This is a genomic window from Azospirillum agricola (genome assembly GCF_017876095.1).
In the GTDB taxonomy this organism is placed as follows: domain Bacteria; phylum Pseudomonadota; class Alphaproteobacteria; order Azospirillales; family Azospirillaceae; genus Azospirillum; species Azospirillum agricola.
Genome location: NZ_JAGINM010000026.1, coordinates 1 through 17084 on the forward strand (window position 1 = coordinate 1; position 17084 = coordinate 17084).

Here is a 17084-nt window from a genome sequence, read left to right on the forward strand (position 1 = left end):
CCTGGAACGCGCTCATCGCCGAAACCGGCCGCATCAAATCCCTCTGCTTCCCGCCTTGGCTCCAGAAGGTCATTTCATAGGAGAGGCGGTATAAGGTGGCGGATTCCAGCTTGACGCCGAGCGTGCGGGCGTCTGCGTGGGGCGCGAAGCCTGTCGCTGCCTTCGCCGGCCAGCTTGGGAAACGGCGTCGAGCCAAACCCCCACACGGTCTCCTGTCGATCGATTCATGACGCAGTGGAGGGTCGGGGGGCGCGCATAGGGCTCTACCCCATGGAAATTGCCCCATGGAAACGGCAGAACGCCCCGCGGAGGCACCGCGGGGCGTCCCCATCGGCTGGTCGCGAAGCGGTGTTACCTCGGCACGACGACTTGGCCGAGGAACGTGGCCACATGGTCCTCGGGGCCAAAGCCATAACCTTGGAACACCGCCTTGGGCAGGTGGAACTCGCCCTTGCCGTTCAACTGGCCGCCGACGCTGTAGTGGGCGCCCTCCACGAAAACCGGTCGGTCACGGTCAACGTTGACCTTCACCGTGATCGCGCCGATGTTCACGGTGATCACGACCGCGGTCGCATTCGACACAATCGGAAGGCCGTCTTCGGAAGCCACATGAACGTCAACCGCGTTCGGAAGAGCAACGCTCACATCGTCGGTCATGGATACACCCTTTTCACGTGTTCTGAAAACACAGCACCTTGGTTAATAAGTGTGCATTCGGCGGAAACCAGAAGTCAAATGGATTCTATTCAAAAATTTTCAATATAAAGATTGTTAGCACCAGAAAAACACAACCTGATATTCCCTCGGCGCGCGTCTTCCGCTCCGCTCAAATCATAGGGAATCCAGGAAGGCCAGCAACGCCTTGCGGTTCAGGGAGGGCATCCGCCGCACCGCCTCGCGGGCCGTTTCCGCTTCACCGCCATGCCACAGGATGGCCTCCAGCGGCGAACGGGCACGGCCGTCATGCAGGTAGGTCGCGCGATCGGCGACCGCCGCTGTCAGGCCAAGCCCCCAGAGCGGCGGCGTCCGCCACTGCCGGCCGGTCGCCTGGAAGTCGGGCCGACCGTCCGCCAGCCCCTCGCCCATGTCATGCAGCAGCAGGTCGGTGTAGGGATGGATGGTGCGGCCAGCGAGCTGCGGCAGGGACGGCGACGGGCCGGTGCGCAGGGTCGGGGTGTGGCAGGCGGCGCAGCCGATGGCGGCGAACAGCCCCTCCCCCACCCGCACCAGCGGGTCGTCGACGTCGCGCCGTTCCGGCACGGCGAGCGCGCGGGTGTAGAGCGTCACCAGATCGAGCTGCTCGTCGTCCAGTTCCGGTCCGACCCCAGCCACGGCGGCCAAGCAGGCGGTCTGCGCCGCCGTGCAGCCATGGCGGGGAAACAGCGTCGAGGTCAGGCCGAGATCGCCATCGAAGGCACCGGCGTTCTGCTGCCGCAGGCTCGGCTGGTTGGCCTTCAACCCGAAGCGGCCGAGCGCGAAGGCGCCGCGCGCCGCGTCCCACACCAGATTGGCCCGCCCGCGCACCCCGTCGCCGTCGCGGTCGTCGGGATCGGCGAGCGCCAACAGGTCGCTCTCCGACACCGCCTCCAGCAGGCCAAGCCCAATGATCGGCGGCGCCATCCGCACCGAGGTCATCACTTCCGACCCCAGCGGCCCGTGGGCGAGGTCGCTCAGCCGAAGCTCCGGCTGGCGCAGGGCGACCGGGGTGCCGTCGGCCAGACGCTCGACACGCTCCGACCAGATCAGCGTCGCCCTGCCCTCGCCCGGCACGCCGGGGATACCATCGGGATTGAACTGGTCGCCATAGACCGGGTGCGGCGGCGGCGCGCCGCCCGGTTTGCCGCCGGGTACCGACAGGCGGACCAGGGTCGAGCGCAGGACATCGCCCTCCCCCTCCGGCGGTTCACCGCGCCCGTTCTTGACGTGACAGGCGATGCAGGATTGCCGGTTGGACAAGGGGCCGAGCCCGTCGAGGTCGGGCCGCACCTCCGACGGGCCGACCGTCCACACCTGTTGGAACAGCGAGCGGCCGGCGTGGAAGGCGGCACGCTGCGCCGGGTCGAGCCCCGGCAGCGGCCGGGAAAAGGCGTCGCGTCCCTGGATCGGCACGGTGACCGCCTCATCGGCCCGCAAGGGCGCCGAGATGCCCAGCAGGGCGGCGGCGAGCAGGACGGCGCGTCTCATCATGGCGTCGGCAGCGCCCGGCGGGCAAGGTCCAGCGCCTCGGCCTGGGCGGCGTCGACGCGGGCCGACCAATCCTTCTGCAAGGCCGCCCGTTCTTCCGGGTTGCGGTTGGAGCGGCGCTCCTGGAAGGTCGGAGCAAGGCGGTCGACGTCACCGCCGGCCACCGGCACGAAACCGGCCAGCAACCGCGCCCGGGCCACCAGAACGGCTCGCTCCGGGTCGGGCTTTGCAGCCAGGGCGGCTTCGGCGGCGTGAATGGCGCCCCACAGGGCCTTGAGCCGGTCGTGACGCTCGGCGATCAGCTTCTCGAACAGGGACGCGATCAGGCCATGGCGGCCCAACCCCGCCTCCATGTCGTAGGTGTAGGATTCGGCCCCGGTCCGCTGGAAGGGGTTGATCGTCCCGGCCGGCGCCTGGGCGTAGACAGCGGGGCGCACCGGGTAACGGCGAATGTCGGGGTGGAACAGCAGCGCCTGCCCTGGGGCCGACAGCACGAAATCGACGAAGGCGCGCGCGGCGTCCGGGTGCAGCGCACCCCTGGTGATCGCCACCTGGGCCGGCAGGAAGGCGGTGCGGGGCGGGTAGACCAGCGCGACCGGATGGCCGTTGGCGATGGCGCTGCGGGCGAAGAAATCCACCGTCACGGCGACGTCGGCCTCGCCGTTCACCACGCTCTCGCTGACCTGCCCGCCGCTGCCGATCAGCGTCGCGTCGGCCGCCGCCTCGCCAAGCAGCGCCCAGCCGGCCTCCCAGCCCTCGGCCTGCAACAGAATGTCGTAGAGCGCGCCGGAGAAGCCGACCTGCCCGGCGATGGGTAGCGCCAGCCGCCCCCTCCAGCGCGTCGCCGCCAGATCGCGCCACGTCGCCGGTTGCGGCAGCCCGTCGCGGGCCAGCGCCGCCGGGTTGACGATCAGCCCGTAACCGGCCACCTCGAACGCCTCGAAGAAGCCCTGGCGGTCGGAAACGAACTGCCCATCGACGACGCCCGGCAGGACGGCGCGGTCCACCGCCAGCGGGCGGAAGGCCCCGGCGTCGCGCATCCGCGGAAAGCTGCCGAGCGACGGCGTCCAGTAGACGTCGATGCCGCCCTGGTCGGGCTTGGCCAGTTCCACCGCGGCGTCGCGCGACGGCTTCCAGAGGATTTGCAGGTCGGTGCCGGGGTTGGCGCGCTCGAAGGCCTGTTCGTAGCGCTGGACCAGCTCGTCCGGGTAGCTGGTCATCACCACCACGCGGTCCTCCAGCGCCCAGCCCGTCCCGGAGCCCAACATCAGGACGGAACCGAGCAAGGGAGCGGCGATTCGGCAGGAGATCGGGCGCATGGCGGGTGGCCTGTCCTTTGTTGTATCCAATGAGATATAGCGAAAACCCTACACCCGTTGTTCCCATACGGCAACAGCGGCAGCGCCGTGATCGGCGCTATTGCAGCATCGCCCGCAGACGCGGCGTCGTGAAATCGAGGAAGGCACGCACCCGGCGGGGCGCGCGGTCGCGACCGATGTGGATGGCGTGGATCTCCTCGCTGTCGACCATGGCGTCGTCGAGCACCGTCACCAGACGTCCGGCGGCGATGTCGTCGCGGACGTGGAACTCGGCCAACCGCGCCAGCCCCAGCCCGAGCAGTGCCAGGTGGCGCACCGTCTCGCCGTTGTTGGCCTCGATCCGGCCATGCACCTCGCGATCGACCAGCCGGCCACCCGACTTCAGCGGCCAGACCGCCGCCGCCCGGCGGAAGTTGAAGCCGAGGCAGTCATGCATCTCCAGGTCGGTGGCGGCCCGTGGCGCTCCCTTGCGCGCCAGATAATCGGGAGACGCCACGATCCGCCGCCGCACGTCGCCGAGCCGGATCGCCAGCAGCGTCGAATCCGGCAGGCGCCCGGCGCGGAACGCGACATCCACATGGGCGGCGTGCAGATCGACCACCTCGTCGGTCAGCGTCAGGTCGAGCCGGATGTCGGGATAGGCGGCCATGAAGTCCGGCAGCAGCGGCAGCACGCAATGCCGTCCGAACGGCACCGAAACGTTGACGCGGATCGTCCCGGTCGGGCTGCGGGCACCGCCGACGATCTCCGCGTCGAAGGCGTCCAGTTCGCCCAGCAGGATCTCCGCCTTCTCGCGGTACAGCTCCCCCTCGTCGGTCAGGCGCAGCCGGCGGGTCGAGCGCTCGATCAGCCGCACGCCGAGCCGCGCCTCGATCCGCGCGATCAACTTGGCCGTCGCCGAGGGGGTCATGCCGATCTCCGCCCCGGCGGCGCTGAAGCTGCCGAGCGCCGCCACCCGCAGGAAGACCCGCATTTCCCAGGCGCGCGGATCGCTCATGCCACCACCTGCCCTGCATCTTGTCATTCAATGACGGAATGATACGAACAGATGGGCTATTCCGTAAACCCGGTTCCCAAGGCATCTGAAGGGGCAATCCTTCACCGGAACGCTGGAGTTCCCCCATGCCTCTCGCCTTGCTGGCCCTGGCCATCAGCGCCTACGCCATCGGAACCACCGAGTTCGTCATCGTCGGCCTGCTGCCCACCGTGGCCGCCGATCTCTCCATCAGCCTGCCGCTCGCCGGCCTGATCGTCAGCGTCTACGCGCTCGGCGTCACCGTCGGCGCCCCGGTGCTGACCGCGCTGACCGGGCGGCTGCGGCGCAAGCCGCTGCTGCTCGGGCTGATGGGCCTGTTCGTCGCCGGCAACCTGCTGGCCGGCGTCAGCCCCAATTACGAGACCCTGCTGGTCGCCCGCGTGCTCAGCGCCTTCGCGCACGGCGTCTTCTTCTCGGTCGGCGCCACCATCGCCGCCGATCTGGTGCCGGCCGACAAGCGCGCCTCGGCCATCGCCATGATGTTCTCCGGCCTGACCATCGCCATCGTCACCGGCGTGCCGATGGGCACCTGGATCGGCCAGCATTTCGGCTGGCGCGCCACCTTCCTGGCGGTCTCGCTGCTCGGCGTGATCGGCGGGCTGGGCGTCGCCGCGCTGGTGCCGGGCCGGCTCAGCCAACCGCCGGCCGCCGGGCTGGCCGACCAGTTCCGCGTGCTGGGCAAGCCGCGCCTGCTGCTGGCCTTCGCCATCACGGCACTCGGCTATGGCGGCACCTTCGTCGCCTTCACCTTCCTGGCGCCGATCCTGGAGACCATCACCGGCTTCTCCAGCGCCACCGTCAGCCTCGTGCTGGTGCTCTACGGCGCCGCCATCGCGGTCGGCAACCTCGTCGGCGGCAAGCTGGCCAACCACCGGCCGGTGCGGGCGCTGGCCTGGCTGTTCGCCTTGCAGGCCGCCGTGCTGTTCGTCTTCACGTTCACTGCCGACGCCAGAATCCCGGCGCTGGTCACGCTCGCCGGCATGGGGGCGCTGGCCTTCGCCAACGTGCCCGGCCTCCAGCTCTACGTCGTGCAACTGGCGCAGCGCCACGCGCCGGGGGCGGTGGACGTCGCCTCGGCCCTCAACATCGCCGCCTTCAACCTGGGCATCGCCGCCGGCGCCTTCTTCGGCGGGCGGGTCGTGGACTCGTCTTTGGGGCTCGGCGCCACACCTTGGGTGGGCGGGCTGCTCGTCCTCGGCGGGCTGGGGCTGACCCTGCTCAGCGGGGCGCTCGACCGCCGCGAAGCCCGCCGCGCTGCTCCTGTCCTGCAACCGGCCTGACACGATCATCCAATCTTCAGGGCAATCTTCAGGGAGTTCTTCATGCACACCGTGACCGCCAACGGCGCGACCATCCCGGCGCTCGGCTTCGGCACCTTCCGCGTCGACAAGGCGGACGTGCTGCGGATGGTTCCGCAGGTCCTCAAGCTCGGCTACCGCCACATCGACACCGCCCAGATTTACGGCAACGAGGCCGAGGTCGGCGAGGCCATCGCCGGTTCCGCCGTGCCGCGCGGCGACATCTTCCTGACCACCAAGGTCTGGGTCGACAAGTACCGGCACGACGATTTCCTGCGCTCGGTCGACGAGAGCCTCGCCCGGTTGCGCACCGACTTCATCGACCTTCTGCTGCTGCATTGGCCGAACGAGGCGGTGCCGCTGGCCGAGCAGATCGGCGCGCTGAACGCGGTGCGCGCCGCCGGCAAGGTCCGCCACATCGGCGTCAGCAACTTCAGCACGGCGCTGATGGCCGAAGCCGTCCGCCTCAGCGACGCGCCGCTGGTCACCAACCAGATCGAGTACCACCCCTACCTCGACCAGGGCGTGGTACTGGCCGCCGCCCGCAAGGCCGGGCTGTCGGTGACCGCCTATTACGCGATGGCCGACGGCAAGGTGCTGGGCGACCCGGTGCTGGCCGGCATCGGCGCCCGCCACGGCAAGAGCGTGGCGCAGGTGGTGCTGCGCTGGCTGATCCAGCAGGAGGGAGTCGTCGCCCTGTCCAAGACCGTCGGCGAGGCCCGCGCCGCAGAGAATTTCGCCATCTTCGACTTCGAACTGTCGCCGGAGGAGATGGCGGCGATCCACGGCCTCGCCGATCCGAAGGGCCGCATCGTCAGCCCGGCGGGTCTGGCCCCCGTCTGGGATTGAGATCTGGGACTGACCGCGAGGCGCGGTTCCGCATTCTATGGTTGAAGGATGCGGAACTGCTCTAAGTCAATGCCGGTGCACGAACGGTGGCGCATGCTAGCTGTGGACTTCGATCCTTCGCCCGCTTGGGTCCGCTCTCAACCGGAAGGTCACGATCATGGACACGCTGTTGACGGAATCGGTCGTCGCGTCGCTGGCCGGAGCCCCCGCCAATCCCTGGCGGGGCTTCGCCACCGGCGCGTGGCGGCATGAGGTCAACGTCCGCGACTTCATCCTGCGCAACGTCCTCCCCTACGAAGGCGACGGCGGCTTCCTGGCCGGCGCCACTCCCCGCACCAGGGCCCTGTGGGACAAGGTCGCCGAGCTGCTCAAGGCGGAGCGCGCCGCCAAGGGCGGCGTGCTCGACACCGACACCGAGCGCGTCTCCTCCATCACCGCGCACGCGCCGGGCTACATCGACCGCGAGCTGGAAATCATCCTCGGCCTGCAAACCGATGCCCCGCTGAAGCGGGCCATCATGCCGTTCGGCGGCTGGCGCACGGTCAAGAGCGGACTGGAGGCTTACGGCTTCACCCCCTCGCCGACGCTGGAGGCGGTGTTCCCCGCCCTGCGCAAGACCCACAACGACGGCGTCTTCGACGTCTACACCGACGAGATGCTGCGCTGCCGCAAGTCCGGCGTCATCACCGGCCTGCCGGATTCCTACGGGCGCGGCCGCATCATCGGCGACTACCGCCGGCTGGCACTCTACGGCGCCGCCGCGCTGATCGCCGACAAGACGGCGCAGCTGGAGAGCCTCGCCCTCGACCGGATCGACGAGCACACCCTGCGACTGCGCGAGGAGTTGGCCGAACAGCTCCGCGCCTTGCAGGAGCTGGTCGCCATGGCCGCCTCCTACGGCTTCGACGTCGCCCGCCCGGCCGCCGACGCCCGCGAGGCGGTGCAGTGGACCTACCTCGCCTATCTGGCGGCGGTGAAGGAGGCCAACGGGGCCGCCATGTCGCTCGGCCGCGTCTCCAGCTTCCTCGACGTCTACATCGAGCGCGACATCAGGGACGGCGCGCTGACCGAAGCGCAAGCGCAGGAGCTGATCGACCAGTTCGTCATCAAGCTGCGCATGGTCCGCTTCCTGCGCACGCCGGAGTACGACCAGCTCTTCTCCGGCGACCCGACCTGGGTGACCGAATGCCTGGGCGGCATGGCGCTGGACGGCCGCACGCTGGTGACGAGGACCAGCTTCCGCACGCTGAACACGCTGAACAATCTGGGCCCGGCGCCGGAGCCGAACCTGACCGTGCTGTGGTCGGAGCGGCTGCCCGAAGGCTTCAAGCGCTTCTGCGCCGAGACTTCGATCAAGACCTGCTCGGTGCAGTACGAGAACGACGATCTGATGCGCGACCATTGGGGCGACGATTACGGCATTGCCTGCTGTGTCTCGGCCATGCGCATCGGCAAGCAGATGCAGTTCTTCGGCGCCCGCGCCAACCTCGCCAAGACGCTGCTCTACGCCATCAACGGCGGTCGCGACGAGATCTCCGGCGAGCAGGTCGGCCCGGCCTTCGCCCCGGTCACCGGCGACGTGCTCGACTACGACGATGTGGTGGCGCGGCTGCTGCCGATGATGGAGTGGCTGGCCAAGGCCTATATGAACACGCTGAACGCCATCCACTACATGCACGACAAGTACATGTACGAGCGGCTGGAGATGGCGCTGCACGACCGCGACGTGCTGCGCACCATGGCCTGCGGCATCGCCGGCCTGAGCGTGGTGGCCGACAGCCTGTCGGCGATCAGACACGCCACCGTGCGGGTCGAGCGCGACGACCGCGGCCTCGCCACCGACTTCACGGTCGAGGGCGAGTATCCGGCCTTCGGCAACAACGACCACCGCGTCGACGACATCGCCGTCTGGCTGGTCGAGAGCTTCATGAACGCGTTGCGCAAGCAGAAAGCCTACCGCGACGCGCTGCCGACCCAGTCGGTGCTGACCATCACGTCCAACGTCGTCTACGGCAAGAAGACCGGCAACACGCCGGACGGGCGCAAGGCCGGCCAGCCCTTCGCCCCCGGCGCCAACCCGATGCACGGGCGCGACCGCAAGGGCGCCATCGCCTCGATGGCCTCGGTCGCCAAGCTGCCCTACGCCCACGCGCAGGACGGCATCAGCTACACCTTCACCATCGTGCCCGGCGCGCTCGGGCCGACGGAAGGCGAGCGGGTCGCCAATCTGGTCGGCATGCTCGACGGCTACATGGCCCAGGGCGGCCACCACATGAACGTCAACGTCTTCGACCGCGACACGCTGCTGCACGCCATGGACCATCCGGAGCTGTACCCGCAGCTCACCATCCGGGTGTCGGGCTACGCGGTGAACTTCATCAAGCTGACGCGCGAGCAGCAGCTCGACGTCATCAGCCGCACCTTCCATGACAAGCATTAGCCCATGACCGGCATCGACATCCCATCGGTACGGGCGGCCTCCCCGCCGCCGGTGTCGGGCTGGGTCCATTCGGTCGAGACCGGCGGCACGGTGGACGGGCCGGGGATCCGCTACGTGCTGTTCCTCGCCGGCTGCCCGCTGCGCTGCCTCTACTGCCACAACCCCGACACCCAGCACATGCACGACGGCAGGCGTATCGACGCGGCCGACGTTCTGGCCGACATCGAGGCGACCGCCGGTTTCCTGCGCCACGGCCATGGCGGGGTGACGCTGAGCGGCGGCGAGCCGCTGGTGCAGCCGGAGTTCTGCGCGGCGATCCTGCGCGGCTGCAAGGCGATGGGTCTGCACACCGCGCTCGACACCTCCGGCTTCCTCGGCAACCACGCCGACGACTACCTGCTGGCCGACGTCGATCTGGTGCTGCTGGACATCAAGGCGTTCAAGGAAAGCACCTACCGGGAGCTGACCGGCGCCCCGCTGCGCCCGACGCTGGAGTTCGCGGAGCGGCTCGCGCTGATGCGCAAGCCGGTGTGGCTGCGCTATGTGCTGGTCCCCGGCCTGACCGACGACCTCGGCCAGATCGCCGGCCTCGCCGAGTTCGCCGCCGGGCTGGGCAACGTCGAACGGGTCGACGTGCTGCCCTTCCACAAGATGGGCGAGCACAAATGGCAGGCGCTCGGCCGGCCCTACAGGCTCGCGCGCACCCAGCCGCCCGACCCGGCGCTGACCGCGCGGGTGCGCGGCCTGTTCCGCGACGCCGGGCTGAACGTGCCGTAAGCCCATATCCCGCGACGATTCCGAAAGGACCGGGTTCATGCTTGTCATCTTCGCGGGGCTGCCCGGAACCGGAAAGAGCACCATCGCCCAACCGGTGGCGGCCCGCCTCGCAGCGGTCTATCTGCGCATCGATTCCATCGAACAGGCAATCCGGTCGTCCGGCATCCTGCCGCCGGACGCGGACATCGGACCGGCCGGCTACATGACGGCCTACCGGGTCGCGGCCGACAATCTGCGCTTGGGCCGGTCCGTCGTCGTGGACTCGGTCAACCCGCTCAAGATCACGCGGGACGCCTATCGCGCCGTCGCGGTGACGGCCGGTGCCGGAGTCATCGAGGTCGAAACCGTCTGCTCCGACCTTGAAATCCACCGCCGACGGGTGGAAACCCGGCCTCCCGATGTCGAAGGTCTGGCCTTGCCGAGCTGGGAACAGGTTGCAGCGCGCGCCTATGAACGCTGGGACCGTCCATGCCTGCGGCTCGACACCGCGCAGCTGCCGGTTGCACGAAGCGTTGAGTTGATATTGGACGCCGTGTCGTCCGCCGATCTGCGGAGATCCTGACGTCTCAAGGGAGCGTGGCCTTCCTCATCCACGCCGGGCCAGCCCGCCCTTCAGCTTCAGCACGTAGGTGATGACCTCGGCCACCGCCTGATAGTGCTGGAGCGGAATGGTCGCGTCGACCTCCGCCGTCGCGTGCAGCGCGCGGGCCAACGGCGGATTCTCGACGATCGGCACGCCGTGCTCCTGCGCCAGGGCGCGGATGCGCAGCGCGATCAGGTCGGCGCCCTTGGCGAGGCAGACCGGTGCCGCCATCCGCCCGCGGTCATACTCCAGCGCCACCGCGAAGTGGGTCGGGTTGGTGATGACCACGGTGGCGCGAGGCACGTTCGCCATCATCCGGGTCTTGGAGCGCGAGCGCCGGATCTCCTTCAGCTTGGCTTTGAGATGGGGGTCGCCCTCGACCTGCTTGTGCTCGTCCTTGATGTCCTGGAAGCTCATGCGCAGGCGCTTGCGCCACTCCAGCCGGTTCCACAGCACATCGACGACCGCCATCAGCACGGTCGCCAGCAGGACCGCCAGCAGCAGCCGCAGGGTCACGTCCCGCAAAAGCACGGGCAAACCGGCGACGTCCATGCCCACAGTATCCTCCGTCCATGCGATGTAGGGCGCCAGCGTGTGCCACGCGGCGGCGGCGATGATGATCAGCTTGATCAGACTCTTGAGAAACTCGACCAGGGCCTGCCGCGAGATGATCCGCTTCAGCCCGGCCGCCGGCGACAGATGCGAGATCTTCGGCCGGATGCGCTCGGTGGTGAACAGGAACTTGCCCTGGCCCAGCGCCGACACCACCACGCCCGCCGCCAGAATGCCCAGCACCGGCAGCAGCGCCGCTCCGGTGCCGAGGATCAGCCAATGCAGCCCGTGCAGCACGTCGAAGGCGGTGCCGTCGAGCCGGAAGTCGTCCGGATTCTCGATCAGCGGCAGCAGCAGCATCGACAGCTTCGACGCGGCACCCGGCGCCGCCATCAGCACGATCATCCAGGCCGCCACCATCGCCGACAGCAGGCCGATGTCGCGGGCGCGGGGAACGTCGCCCTTCTCCTCCGCCTCGCGCAGCCGTTTCTCGGTGGGTTCCTCGGTCTTCTGGGAGTCGTCCTCGTCCGCCATCGCCCAGCCCTCACGATCCCGACAGCCAGCCGCCGAGCGCGGCGACGAAACCGGTCAGCATGGCCCCGGCGGTCATCATGAACAGCCCCAGCCCAGCCACCAGCAGGATCGGCGTGCCAACGAAGAAGACCGGCATCGCCGGCATCACCCGGTTGACCAGACCCAGAGCCAGATTGAACACCAGCCCGTAGAGGATGAAGGGCGCCGCCAGCCCCACCGCCAGCCGGAAGGTCGTGGCGATGAGCTGCGAAAAGCGCCCGGCCAGCATCCCGATGTCGGGAAACTCGCCGACCGGCCAGGAGCCGTAGGAGCGGGCGAGCGCCCCGATCATCAGGTAATGGACGTCCGAGGCGAACATCAGCGCCAGCCCGCCGATCAGCAGCACGCCCGACAGCACCGACCCGCCCTCGAAGCCGGCGGCGTCGAGCGAGAAGGGGTTGCTGAGCCCGATTGCCTGCGCGGCAACGCCGCCGGTGGTTTGCAGCGCCGCCATGAACAGCTTGGCCCCCAGCCCGAGATAGGCGCCGACCAGAATCTCCCCGGCGAAGGCGTGCAGCATCTCGGTCGGCTCGGCCGGCGTGCGGTCGGGCAGCCCCTCGACGCTCGGCAGCAGCACCAGCGTAACGATCAGCGCGACGGCGGCACGCACCCGCATCGGCACGGCGACCTCGCCGAAACCGGGCAGGAAACCGACGGCCGCCGCCACCCGCACCAGCACGAGGAAGCCGCGGTAGATTTCGAGCGTCAGCAGGTTGGTCAGCGGGTCCATGGCACACGGTCCCCTCCCCCACCCAGCGGGGGAGGGTTGGGGTGGGGGCAAGAACGCCAGCCCTGCATTCCCTCCATCGCCACCCTCACACCTGATCGATGGTCTTGAGCGACGCCTTGCGGTGCAGCTCGGCGTGGCTCAGCACCGGGGTCATCGGGCTGACGCGCTCCAGCAGCGAGCGCACGAAGGGCCGCACCTCGGCGCCGACCAGCAGCGCCGGCCAGACCTGCGGGGTGGCGTGCTTCTGGATCTTCAGCCGCACAGCCGTCAGGAACTCCTGCACCTGGCTCGGCGGCATGACGAAGCGGCGGTCCTCGCCCTCCACCACGATGTTCTCCAGCAACGCCTGCTCCCAGCGCGGCGTCAGCGCGATCACCGGAACGAAGCCGTCCGGCCCGGCAAGCCCCTGGCAGATCTGCTGGCCCAGCCGCATCCGCACATGCTCGGTGATCAGCGTGATGTGGCGGGTCCAGCCGACCGCCTCGGCGATCGCCTCGACGATGGTCGGCAGGTTGCGGATCGACACCCGCTCGGCCAGCAGCGCCTGGAGCACCCGTTGCAGCACCACCAGCGAGATCTGGCTCGGCACCATGTCGTTGATCAGCTTCTGGTACTCGCGCCCCAGCCCCTCGATCAGCTTCTGCAAGGCCGCGAAGGTCATCAGCATCGGCAGATGGTCCTTGATGACCTCGGTCAGGTGGGTGGTGATGACGCTTTCCGGATCGACCACCGTGTAGCCCTTGGCCGCCGCCTCCTCGTGGCGGGCCGGGTCGATCCATTTGGCGTGCAGGCCGAAGGTCGGCTCGCGCGTCGATTCCCCGGCGATGTCCGGCACCTCGCCCCCGGTCGGATCGATGGCGAGCAGATGCTTGGGCCGCACCTCGCCCTTGGCGGCCTCGACCCCCATCACGCTGATGACGTAGCTCTTGGGCGCCAGGAAGCTGCTGTCCTTGATGCGCACCGAGGGCAGGATGAAGCCGAACTCGGTGGCGAAGCGCTTGCGCAGCGTCTTCACCTTGCTGGTCAGCGGGCCGTTCTTGTTGAGGATCAGCGGCACCAGATGATTGCCGACCTCGACCTTGACGTCGTCGACCTTCAGCATCTCCTCGACCGGCTCCTCGGGTGCGGCGATGGGCGGCTTGCGGCTCTCCTCCAGCTTGGCCAGCGCGGCGGCGCGCGCCCGGCGGCGCGGCATGTACCAGCCGAGCGCCGCGAAAGCGGCACCGATGGCGAGGAACGGGGCGACCGGCAGCCCCGGCATCAGCGCCAGCGCGCCGAGCAGGCCGGAGGCGACCATCAGCGCCTTGGGATAGGCGCCGAGCTGGTCGATCACCGCCTTGTCGGCCGAGCCGATGTTGCCGCCCTTGGTGACCAGCAGGCCGGCGGCGAGCGAAACGATCAGCGCCGGGATCTGGGTCGCCAGACCGTCACCCACCGTCAGGGTGGTGTAGACGCCGGCGGCGTGCTCGAAGCTCATCCCCTTCTGGGCCATGCCGATGGCCATGCCGCCCAGCACGTTGATGACGGTGATGATCAGGCCGGCCACCGCGTCGCCGCGCACGAACTTCGAGGCGCCGTCCATGGCGCCGTAGAAGGTGCTCTCGTCCTCCAGCTCCTTGCGGCGGCGGCGCGCCTCGGTGTCGTCGATCATGCCGGCCGAGAGGTCGGCGTCGATCGCCATCTGCTTGCCGGGAATGGCGTCGAGCGTGAAGCGCGCGCCGACCTCGGCGATGCGGGTGGCGCCCTTGGTGATGACCACGAAGTTGATGATCACCAGGATGCAGAAGATCACCACGCCGATGACGAAGTTGCCGCCCATCACGAACTGGCTGAAGCCCTGGATCACATGGCCGGCCGCGCCATGGCCGTTGTGACCGTCGCTGAGGATCAGCCGGGTGGACGCGATGTTCAGCGCCAGCCGCATCATGGTGACGACCAGCAGCACCGTCGGGAAGGACGAGAAGTCGAGCGGACGCGGAATCCACAGCGACACCATCAGGATCAGCACGCTGATCGAGAAGGACAGCGCCAGCCCGAGATCGAGGAACCAGGAAGGCACCGGCAGGAACAGCACCGCCAGCACCAGCAGGATGCCCACCGCGAACAGCACGTCGCGGTTCGCCAGCCCGATGTCGCCGAGGATCCCGAACCGGCTGCGGACGTGATCGGTTAAGGTCATGGTGTCCCGAAGCTTGCGAAAGGGGCGGCCGAAGGCGAAGGGTGGGAAGGCACGGCACGGCGTGGATGGGCAAAGCGTAGACAGGCCCGGTAAAACCCGGATTTAAGCGGGCGGCCAGCCGGCGCGACCGCGGGACCTCACCGTCCCGCCTCCGGCAGCAGCGGCTGGGTGGGACCGCTGGCGAACAGGCCGGACAGGAAGGCGAGATGGCCGCGCTCGGCCGCCGTCCACACCGGAGCGGCGCTCGCGCCGGCGCTCACGGTCTGCGGACCGGCGGCCAGCGTCTCCAGATAGCCGAGCGCGCCGGCGACCCAGCGCAGATTGCCCGACACCCGCTGGCGGTACGCTTCGCCGCGTTCCGACTGGGCGGAGTGGTAACGGGCGATGGCGGCCTCCAGCGATCCGTGGTCACGCCGCAGCGCGCCGAGGAAACCGGCGGCGTAGCGGGCGTTGGCGACGGGATCAAAGGCGGTGGCGAGGTCGGGAAAGGCGTCGGGATGCCAGCGCAGGTTGACCTGGAGGCACCCGACGTCGATCGAACGCACCCCGCGCCCCTGCGCCTCCCGAACGAAGGCGATGGCGGCGTCGCGCGTCGGAAAATAGTGGGAGCGGCCCTCGGTGTTGACGGTCCAGGGCCAAGCGGTGAACAGGCGGTCCTCGGTGCGTCGGCCGGATTCGGTGAAGCCCATCGCCAGCAGCAGATGGTCGGTGATGCCGGCCGCGCGCTCGGCGTCGAGAATGGCGGCGATGCACTGGGCTTCCGGCGGCAGCGGCCCGCGCGAGCGTTCGCGTTCGGGCGGCGGGGGCTTGGGCGCCGCGTAGAGCGCGGTGCTCCAGGTTCCGATGGAGGAGGAACCGGCGGCCGGGGCCGCCGCCTGGACGGGAACGCCCGCCAGCAGCGCCGCGGCCAGCGGGATCAGCAGCCGCGCCGGCATGGCCTATTCGATGGCGACGATGAGATCGGTCAGCCGCTCGGCATAGGTGGCGAGCGTGCCGTACATGAAAGGCAGCGCCAGCACCGTGACGACCAGAATGGCGACGATCTTGGGCACGAAGGTCAGCGTCATCTCCTGCACCTGGGTCAGCGCCTGGATCAGCGAGATGGCGACGCCGACCACCACGGCGACAAGCAGCGGTGCCGCCGCGACGACCAGAGTCGTCCAGATGCCGCTGCGCAGCACCTCCAGCACATCGGCCTGGTTCATGCGACGGGCTCCCGTTTCCCGATCACGCGGACGTCACACGGAAATCCGCATGATCTCCTGATAGGCCTGGACCATCTTGTCGCGGATGGCGACGACGCTCTGCACCGTCATTTCGGCGGCAAGCACCGATCGCACCACCTCCTGCGCGCTGGCCTTGCCGGCGACGGCCGACATCGACACCCGCTCGCTCTCCTTCAGCGTGTCGACCGCCTGGGCGATCTGCTTGTCGAGGAAGGCGCCGAAATCGGTCTCGGAGGTGGCGGCCACAGCGTCGGCGCCGAACACCCCCGAGGCACCGAAGGCGGTCGCCTTGGTTTCGGCCAAGCCGTTCGGAACGAGGCCGCCGGGCGCAAGGCCGGTGACGGCCGGGCTGCGGTTGGCGGCGTAGGCGGCGGCGACGCGGCCGATGGGCATGTCGATCATGGAAGGGCTCCTCAGCCGCGCAGCAGGTCGACGACGCGGTTCATCATGGCGCGCGACTGTTCGATGACGTTCATGCTGGCCTCGAAGGAGCGGCCGGCCTCGCGCATGTCCATCATCTCGATCAGCGGCTGGACGTTGGGGCGCTTGACATAGCCCTTGTCGTCGGCCGCCGGGTGCGAGGGGTCGTAGTCGAGCCGGAAATCGCTGCGGTCGCGGCCGATCTGCTTGACCTTCACCACCTCCGCCCCGACGGAGCGGTCCATCATGCTGTCGAAGGAGACGGTCTTGCGGCGGTAGGGGTCGCCGCCCTTGGTGACGGCGGTGGAATCGGCGTTGGCGAGATTCTCGGCGACCACCCGCAGCCGCGTCGACTGGGCCTGGAGCCCGGCTGTGGCGATCTTCAGGGTCGCGCCCAGGGCGTCGTTCATCATGGCGGTCCTCCTTCCGGATCAGCCCAAAAATCAGCCGTTGCGCCAGGCCATGCGCAGCATCTGCACGTTGCGCTGGAACAGGCTGGTGGTCAGGGCGAAGGCGTCGCGGGTCTCGCTGCCCTTGCTCATCTCCTGCTCCAGCGACACCGCGTTGCCGGACGGGGTCGATTCCCACAGATCCTGCTTGCCGGCCTCGCGGAAGGCGGTGACCGGCTTGCCGCCGGTCAGATGGAGGGCGGCGGTGCGCGCGGTCTCGACCGGCCGGACGCCGTTCAGCACCGCGTCGAAGGATTTCAGGTCGCGCGCCGTGTAGTCGGGCGTGTTGGCGTTGACGACATTCTCGGCGATCAGCTTCTGCCGCTGCGCCAAGTAATCGAGGCGGGTTCCGGCGAGTTGAAAGAGACCGATTTTGCTAAAATCCATGACGCCCTCATTCCAGCGCGTGGCGGCGCAAAGTCAGGGGCAAGGTGAACCCGGCCGTTTAAAACCGGATTTAAAATCCTCC

18 protein-coding genes are annotated in these 17084 nt (G+C 68.9%); 5 read left to right on the forward strand and 13 right to left on the reverse strand.

Annotated elements, in window-relative coordinates; genetic code table 11:
• The 5 genes from J2847_RS28280 to J2847_RS28300 all read right to left on the reverse strand — a co-directional run.
• On the reverse strand, nt 1–196 hold a 196-nt coding region (locus J2847_RS28280; protein WP_209782084.1), incomplete at its 3' end, for a hypothetical protein.
• Nucleotides 197–351: 155 nt separating this feature from the next.
• Nucleotides 352–657 (reverse strand): hypothetical protein, encoded by a 306-nt coding sequence (locus tag J2847_RS28285; protein ID WP_209782085.1) that lies wholly within the window; start codon nt 655–657, stop codon nt 352–354.
• 174 nt (nt 658–831) lie between these two features.
• Nucleotides 832–2187, reverse strand: a complete 1356-nt coding sequence (locus tag J2847_RS28290; RefSeq protein ID WP_233474852.1) for a di-heme oxidoreductase family protein — start codon at nt 2185–2187, stop codon at nt 832–834.
• The gene (locus tag J2847_RS28295) at nt 2184–3503 is read right to left on the reverse strand and encodes an ABC transporter substrate-binding protein (RefSeq protein ID WP_209782086.1); all 1320 of its coding nucleotides are present in this window, start codon (nt 3501–3503) and stop codon (nt 2184–2186) included. Before J2847_RS28295 ends, J2847_RS28290 begins: the two co-directional genes overlap by 4 nt.
• Nucleotides 3504–3600: 97 nt before the next feature.
• Nucleotides 3601–4500 carry a LysR substrate-binding domain-containing protein gene (locus J2847_RS28300; protein WP_085558348.1) on the reverse strand — a complete coding sequence of 300 codons (900 nt, stop codon included), beginning with the start codon at nt 4498–4500 and terminating at the stop codon, nt 3601–3603.
• A 125-nt stretch (nt 4501–4625) separates the two neighbouring features.
• Here J2847_RS28300 and J2847_RS28305 point away from each other — a divergent pair, with 125 nt between their 5' ends.
• The 5 genes from J2847_RS28305 (at nt 4626) to J2847_RS28325 (ending at nt 10465) form a co-directional block, all read left to right on the forward strand.
• Nucleotides 4626–5819 (forward strand): MFS transporter, encoded by a 1194-nt coding sequence (locus J2847_RS28305; protein ID WP_209782087.1) that lies wholly within the window; start codon nt 4626–4628, stop codon nt 5817–5819.
• A gap of 42 nt (nt 5820–5861) precedes the next feature.
• Nucleotides 5862–6686, forward strand: a complete 825-nt coding sequence (locus J2847_RS28310) for an aldo/keto reductase (protein WP_209782088.1) — start codon at nt 5862–5864, stop codon at nt 6684–6686.
• Nucleotides 6687–6843: 157 nt separating this feature from the next.
• Nucleotides 6844–9126, forward strand: coding sequence for a formate C-acetyltransferase (gene pflB, locus J2847_RS28315; protein WP_209782089.1), 2283 nt, complete (start codon nt 6844–6846; stop codon nt 9124–9126).
• Nucleotides 9127–9129: 3 nt separating this feature from the next.
• Entirely contained in the window at nt 9130–9903 is a 774-nt protein-coding gene (pflA, locus tag J2847_RS28320; protein ID WP_209782090.1) for a pyruvate formate-lyase-activating protein, read from the forward strand.
• 37 nt (nt 9904–9940) lie between these two features.
• Nucleotides 9941–10465: an AAA family ATPase gene (locus J2847_RS28325; RefSeq protein ID WP_209782091.1), complete on the forward strand. Its 525-nt coding sequence runs from the start codon at nt 9941–9943 to the stop codon at nt 10463–10465.
• Between the two features lie 24 nt (nt 10466–10489).
• Here J2847_RS28325 and flhB read toward each other — a convergent pair whose 3' ends face one another.
• From flhB to J2847_RS28365, 8 genes are all read right to left on the reverse strand, one after another.
• Nucleotides 10490–11572: a flagellar biosynthesis protein FlhB gene (flhB, locus tag J2847_RS28330; RefSeq protein ID WP_085558342.1), complete on the reverse strand. Its 1083-nt coding sequence runs from the start codon at nt 11570–11572 to the stop codon at nt 10490–10492.
• A 10-nt stretch (nt 11573–11582) separates the two neighbouring features.
• Nucleotides 11583–12341, reverse strand: a complete 759-nt coding sequence (locus J2847_RS28335; RefSeq protein ID WP_209782092.1) for a flagellar biosynthetic protein FliR — start codon at nt 12339–12341, stop codon at nt 11583–11585.
• Nucleotides 12342–12426: 85 nt separating this feature from the next.
• Entirely contained in the window at nt 12427–14520 is a 2094-nt protein-coding gene (gene flhA / locus J2847_RS28340; RefSeq protein ID WP_209782093.1) for a flagellar biosynthesis protein FlhA, read from the reverse strand.
• A gap of 137 nt (nt 14521–14657) precedes the next feature.
• Entirely contained in the window at nt 14658–15455 is a 798-nt protein-coding gene (locus J2847_RS28345; RefSeq protein ID WP_233474853.1) for a lysozyme family protein, read from the reverse strand.
• 3 nt (nt 15456–15458) lie between these two features.
• On the reverse strand, nt 15459–15725 hold the full coding sequence (fliQ, locus tag J2847_RS28350; protein ID WP_085558339.1) for a flagellar biosynthesis protein FliQ: 267 nt from the start codon (nt 15723–15725) through the stop codon (nt 15459–15461).
• Nucleotides 15726–15758: 33 nt separating this feature from the next.
• Nucleotides 15759–16148: a flagellar hook-basal body complex protein FliE gene (locus tag J2847_RS28355; RefSeq protein WP_209782094.1), complete on the reverse strand. Its 390-nt coding sequence runs from the start codon at nt 16146–16148 to the stop codon at nt 15759–15761.
• Nucleotides 16149–16159: 11 nt separating this feature from the next.
• A complete protein-coding gene (gene flgC / locus J2847_RS28360; protein WP_209782095.1) occupies nt 16160–16579 on the reverse strand; it encodes a flagellar basal body rod protein FlgC in 420 nt (139 codons plus the stop codon).
• A gap of 30 nt (nt 16580–16609) precedes the next feature.
• Complete coding sequence (locus J2847_RS28365; protein WP_085558337.1) at nt 16610–17002, reverse strand: flagellar biosynthesis protein FlgG; 393 nt, start codon at nt 17000–17002, stop codon at nt 16610–16612.
• Nucleotides 17003–17084 lie beyond the last annotated feature (82 nt).

Excerpts from the sequence above, each read along its gene's own strand:
- J2847_RS28285 (WP_209782085.1), bottom strand. The coding sequence starts at position 657 with ATGACCGACGATGTGAGCGTTGCTCTTCCGAACGCGGTTGACGTTCAT.
- J2847_RS28290 (WP_233474852.1), bottom strand. The coding sequence starts at position 2,187 with ATGATGAGACGCGCCGTCCTGCTCGCCGCCGCCCTGCTGGGCATCTCG.
- J2847_RS28295 (WP_209782086.1), bottom strand. The coding sequence starts at position 3,503 with ATGCGCCCGATCTCCTGCCGAATCGCCGCTCCCTTGCTCGGTTCCGTC.
- J2847_RS28300 (WP_085558348.1), bottom strand. The coding sequence starts at position 4,500 with ATGAGCGATCCGCGCGCCTGGGAAATGCGGGTCTTCCTGCGGGTGGCG.
- J2847_RS28305 (WP_209782087.1), top strand. The coding sequence starts at position 4,626 with ATGCCTCTCGCCTTGCTGGCCCTGGCCATCAGCGCCTACGCCATCGGA.
- J2847_RS28310 (WP_209782088.1), top strand. The coding sequence starts at position 5,862 with ATGCACACCGTGACCGCCAACGGCGCGACCATCCCGGCGCTCGGCTTC.
- pflB (WP_209782089.1), top strand. The coding sequence starts at position 6,844 with ATGGACACGCTGTTGACGGAATCGGTCGTCGCGTCGCTGGCCGGAGCC.
- pflA (WP_209782090.1), top strand. The coding sequence starts at position 9,130 with ATGACCGGCATCGACATCCCATCGGTACGGGCGGCCTCCCCGCCGCCG.
- J2847_RS28325 (WP_209782091.1), top strand. The coding sequence starts at position 9,941 with ATGCTTGTCATCTTCGCGGGGCTGCCCGGAACCGGAAAGAGCACCATC.
- flhB (WP_085558342.1), bottom strand. The coding sequence starts at position 11,572 with ATGGCGGACGAGGACGACTCCCAGAAGACCGAGGAACCCACCGAGAAA.
- J2847_RS28335 (WP_209782092.1), bottom strand. The coding sequence starts at position 12,341 with ATGGACCCGCTGACCAACCTGCTGACGCTCGAAATCTACCGCGGCTTC.
- flhA (WP_209782093.1), bottom strand. The coding sequence starts at position 14,520 with ATGACCTTAACCGATCACGTCCGCAGCCGGTTCGGGATCCTCGGCGAC.
- J2847_RS28345 (WP_233474853.1), bottom strand. The coding sequence starts at position 15,455 with ATGCCGGCGCGGCTGCTGATCCCGCTGGCCGCGGCGCTGCTGGCGGGC.
- fliQ (WP_085558339.1), bottom strand. The coding sequence starts at position 15,725 with ATGAACCAGGCCGATGTGCTGGAGGTGCTGCGCAGCGGCATCTGGACG.
- J2847_RS28355 (WP_209782094.1), bottom strand. The coding sequence starts at position 16,148 with ATGATCGACATGCCCATCGGCCGCGTCGCCGCCGCCTACGCCGCCAAC.
- flgC (WP_209782095.1), bottom strand. The coding sequence starts at position 16,579 with ATGATGAACGACGCCCTGGGCGCGACCCTGAAGATCGCCACAGCCGGG.
- J2847_RS28365 (WP_085558337.1), bottom strand. The coding sequence starts at position 17,002 with ATGGATTTTAGCAAAATCGGTCTCTTTCAACTCGCCGGAACCCGCCTC.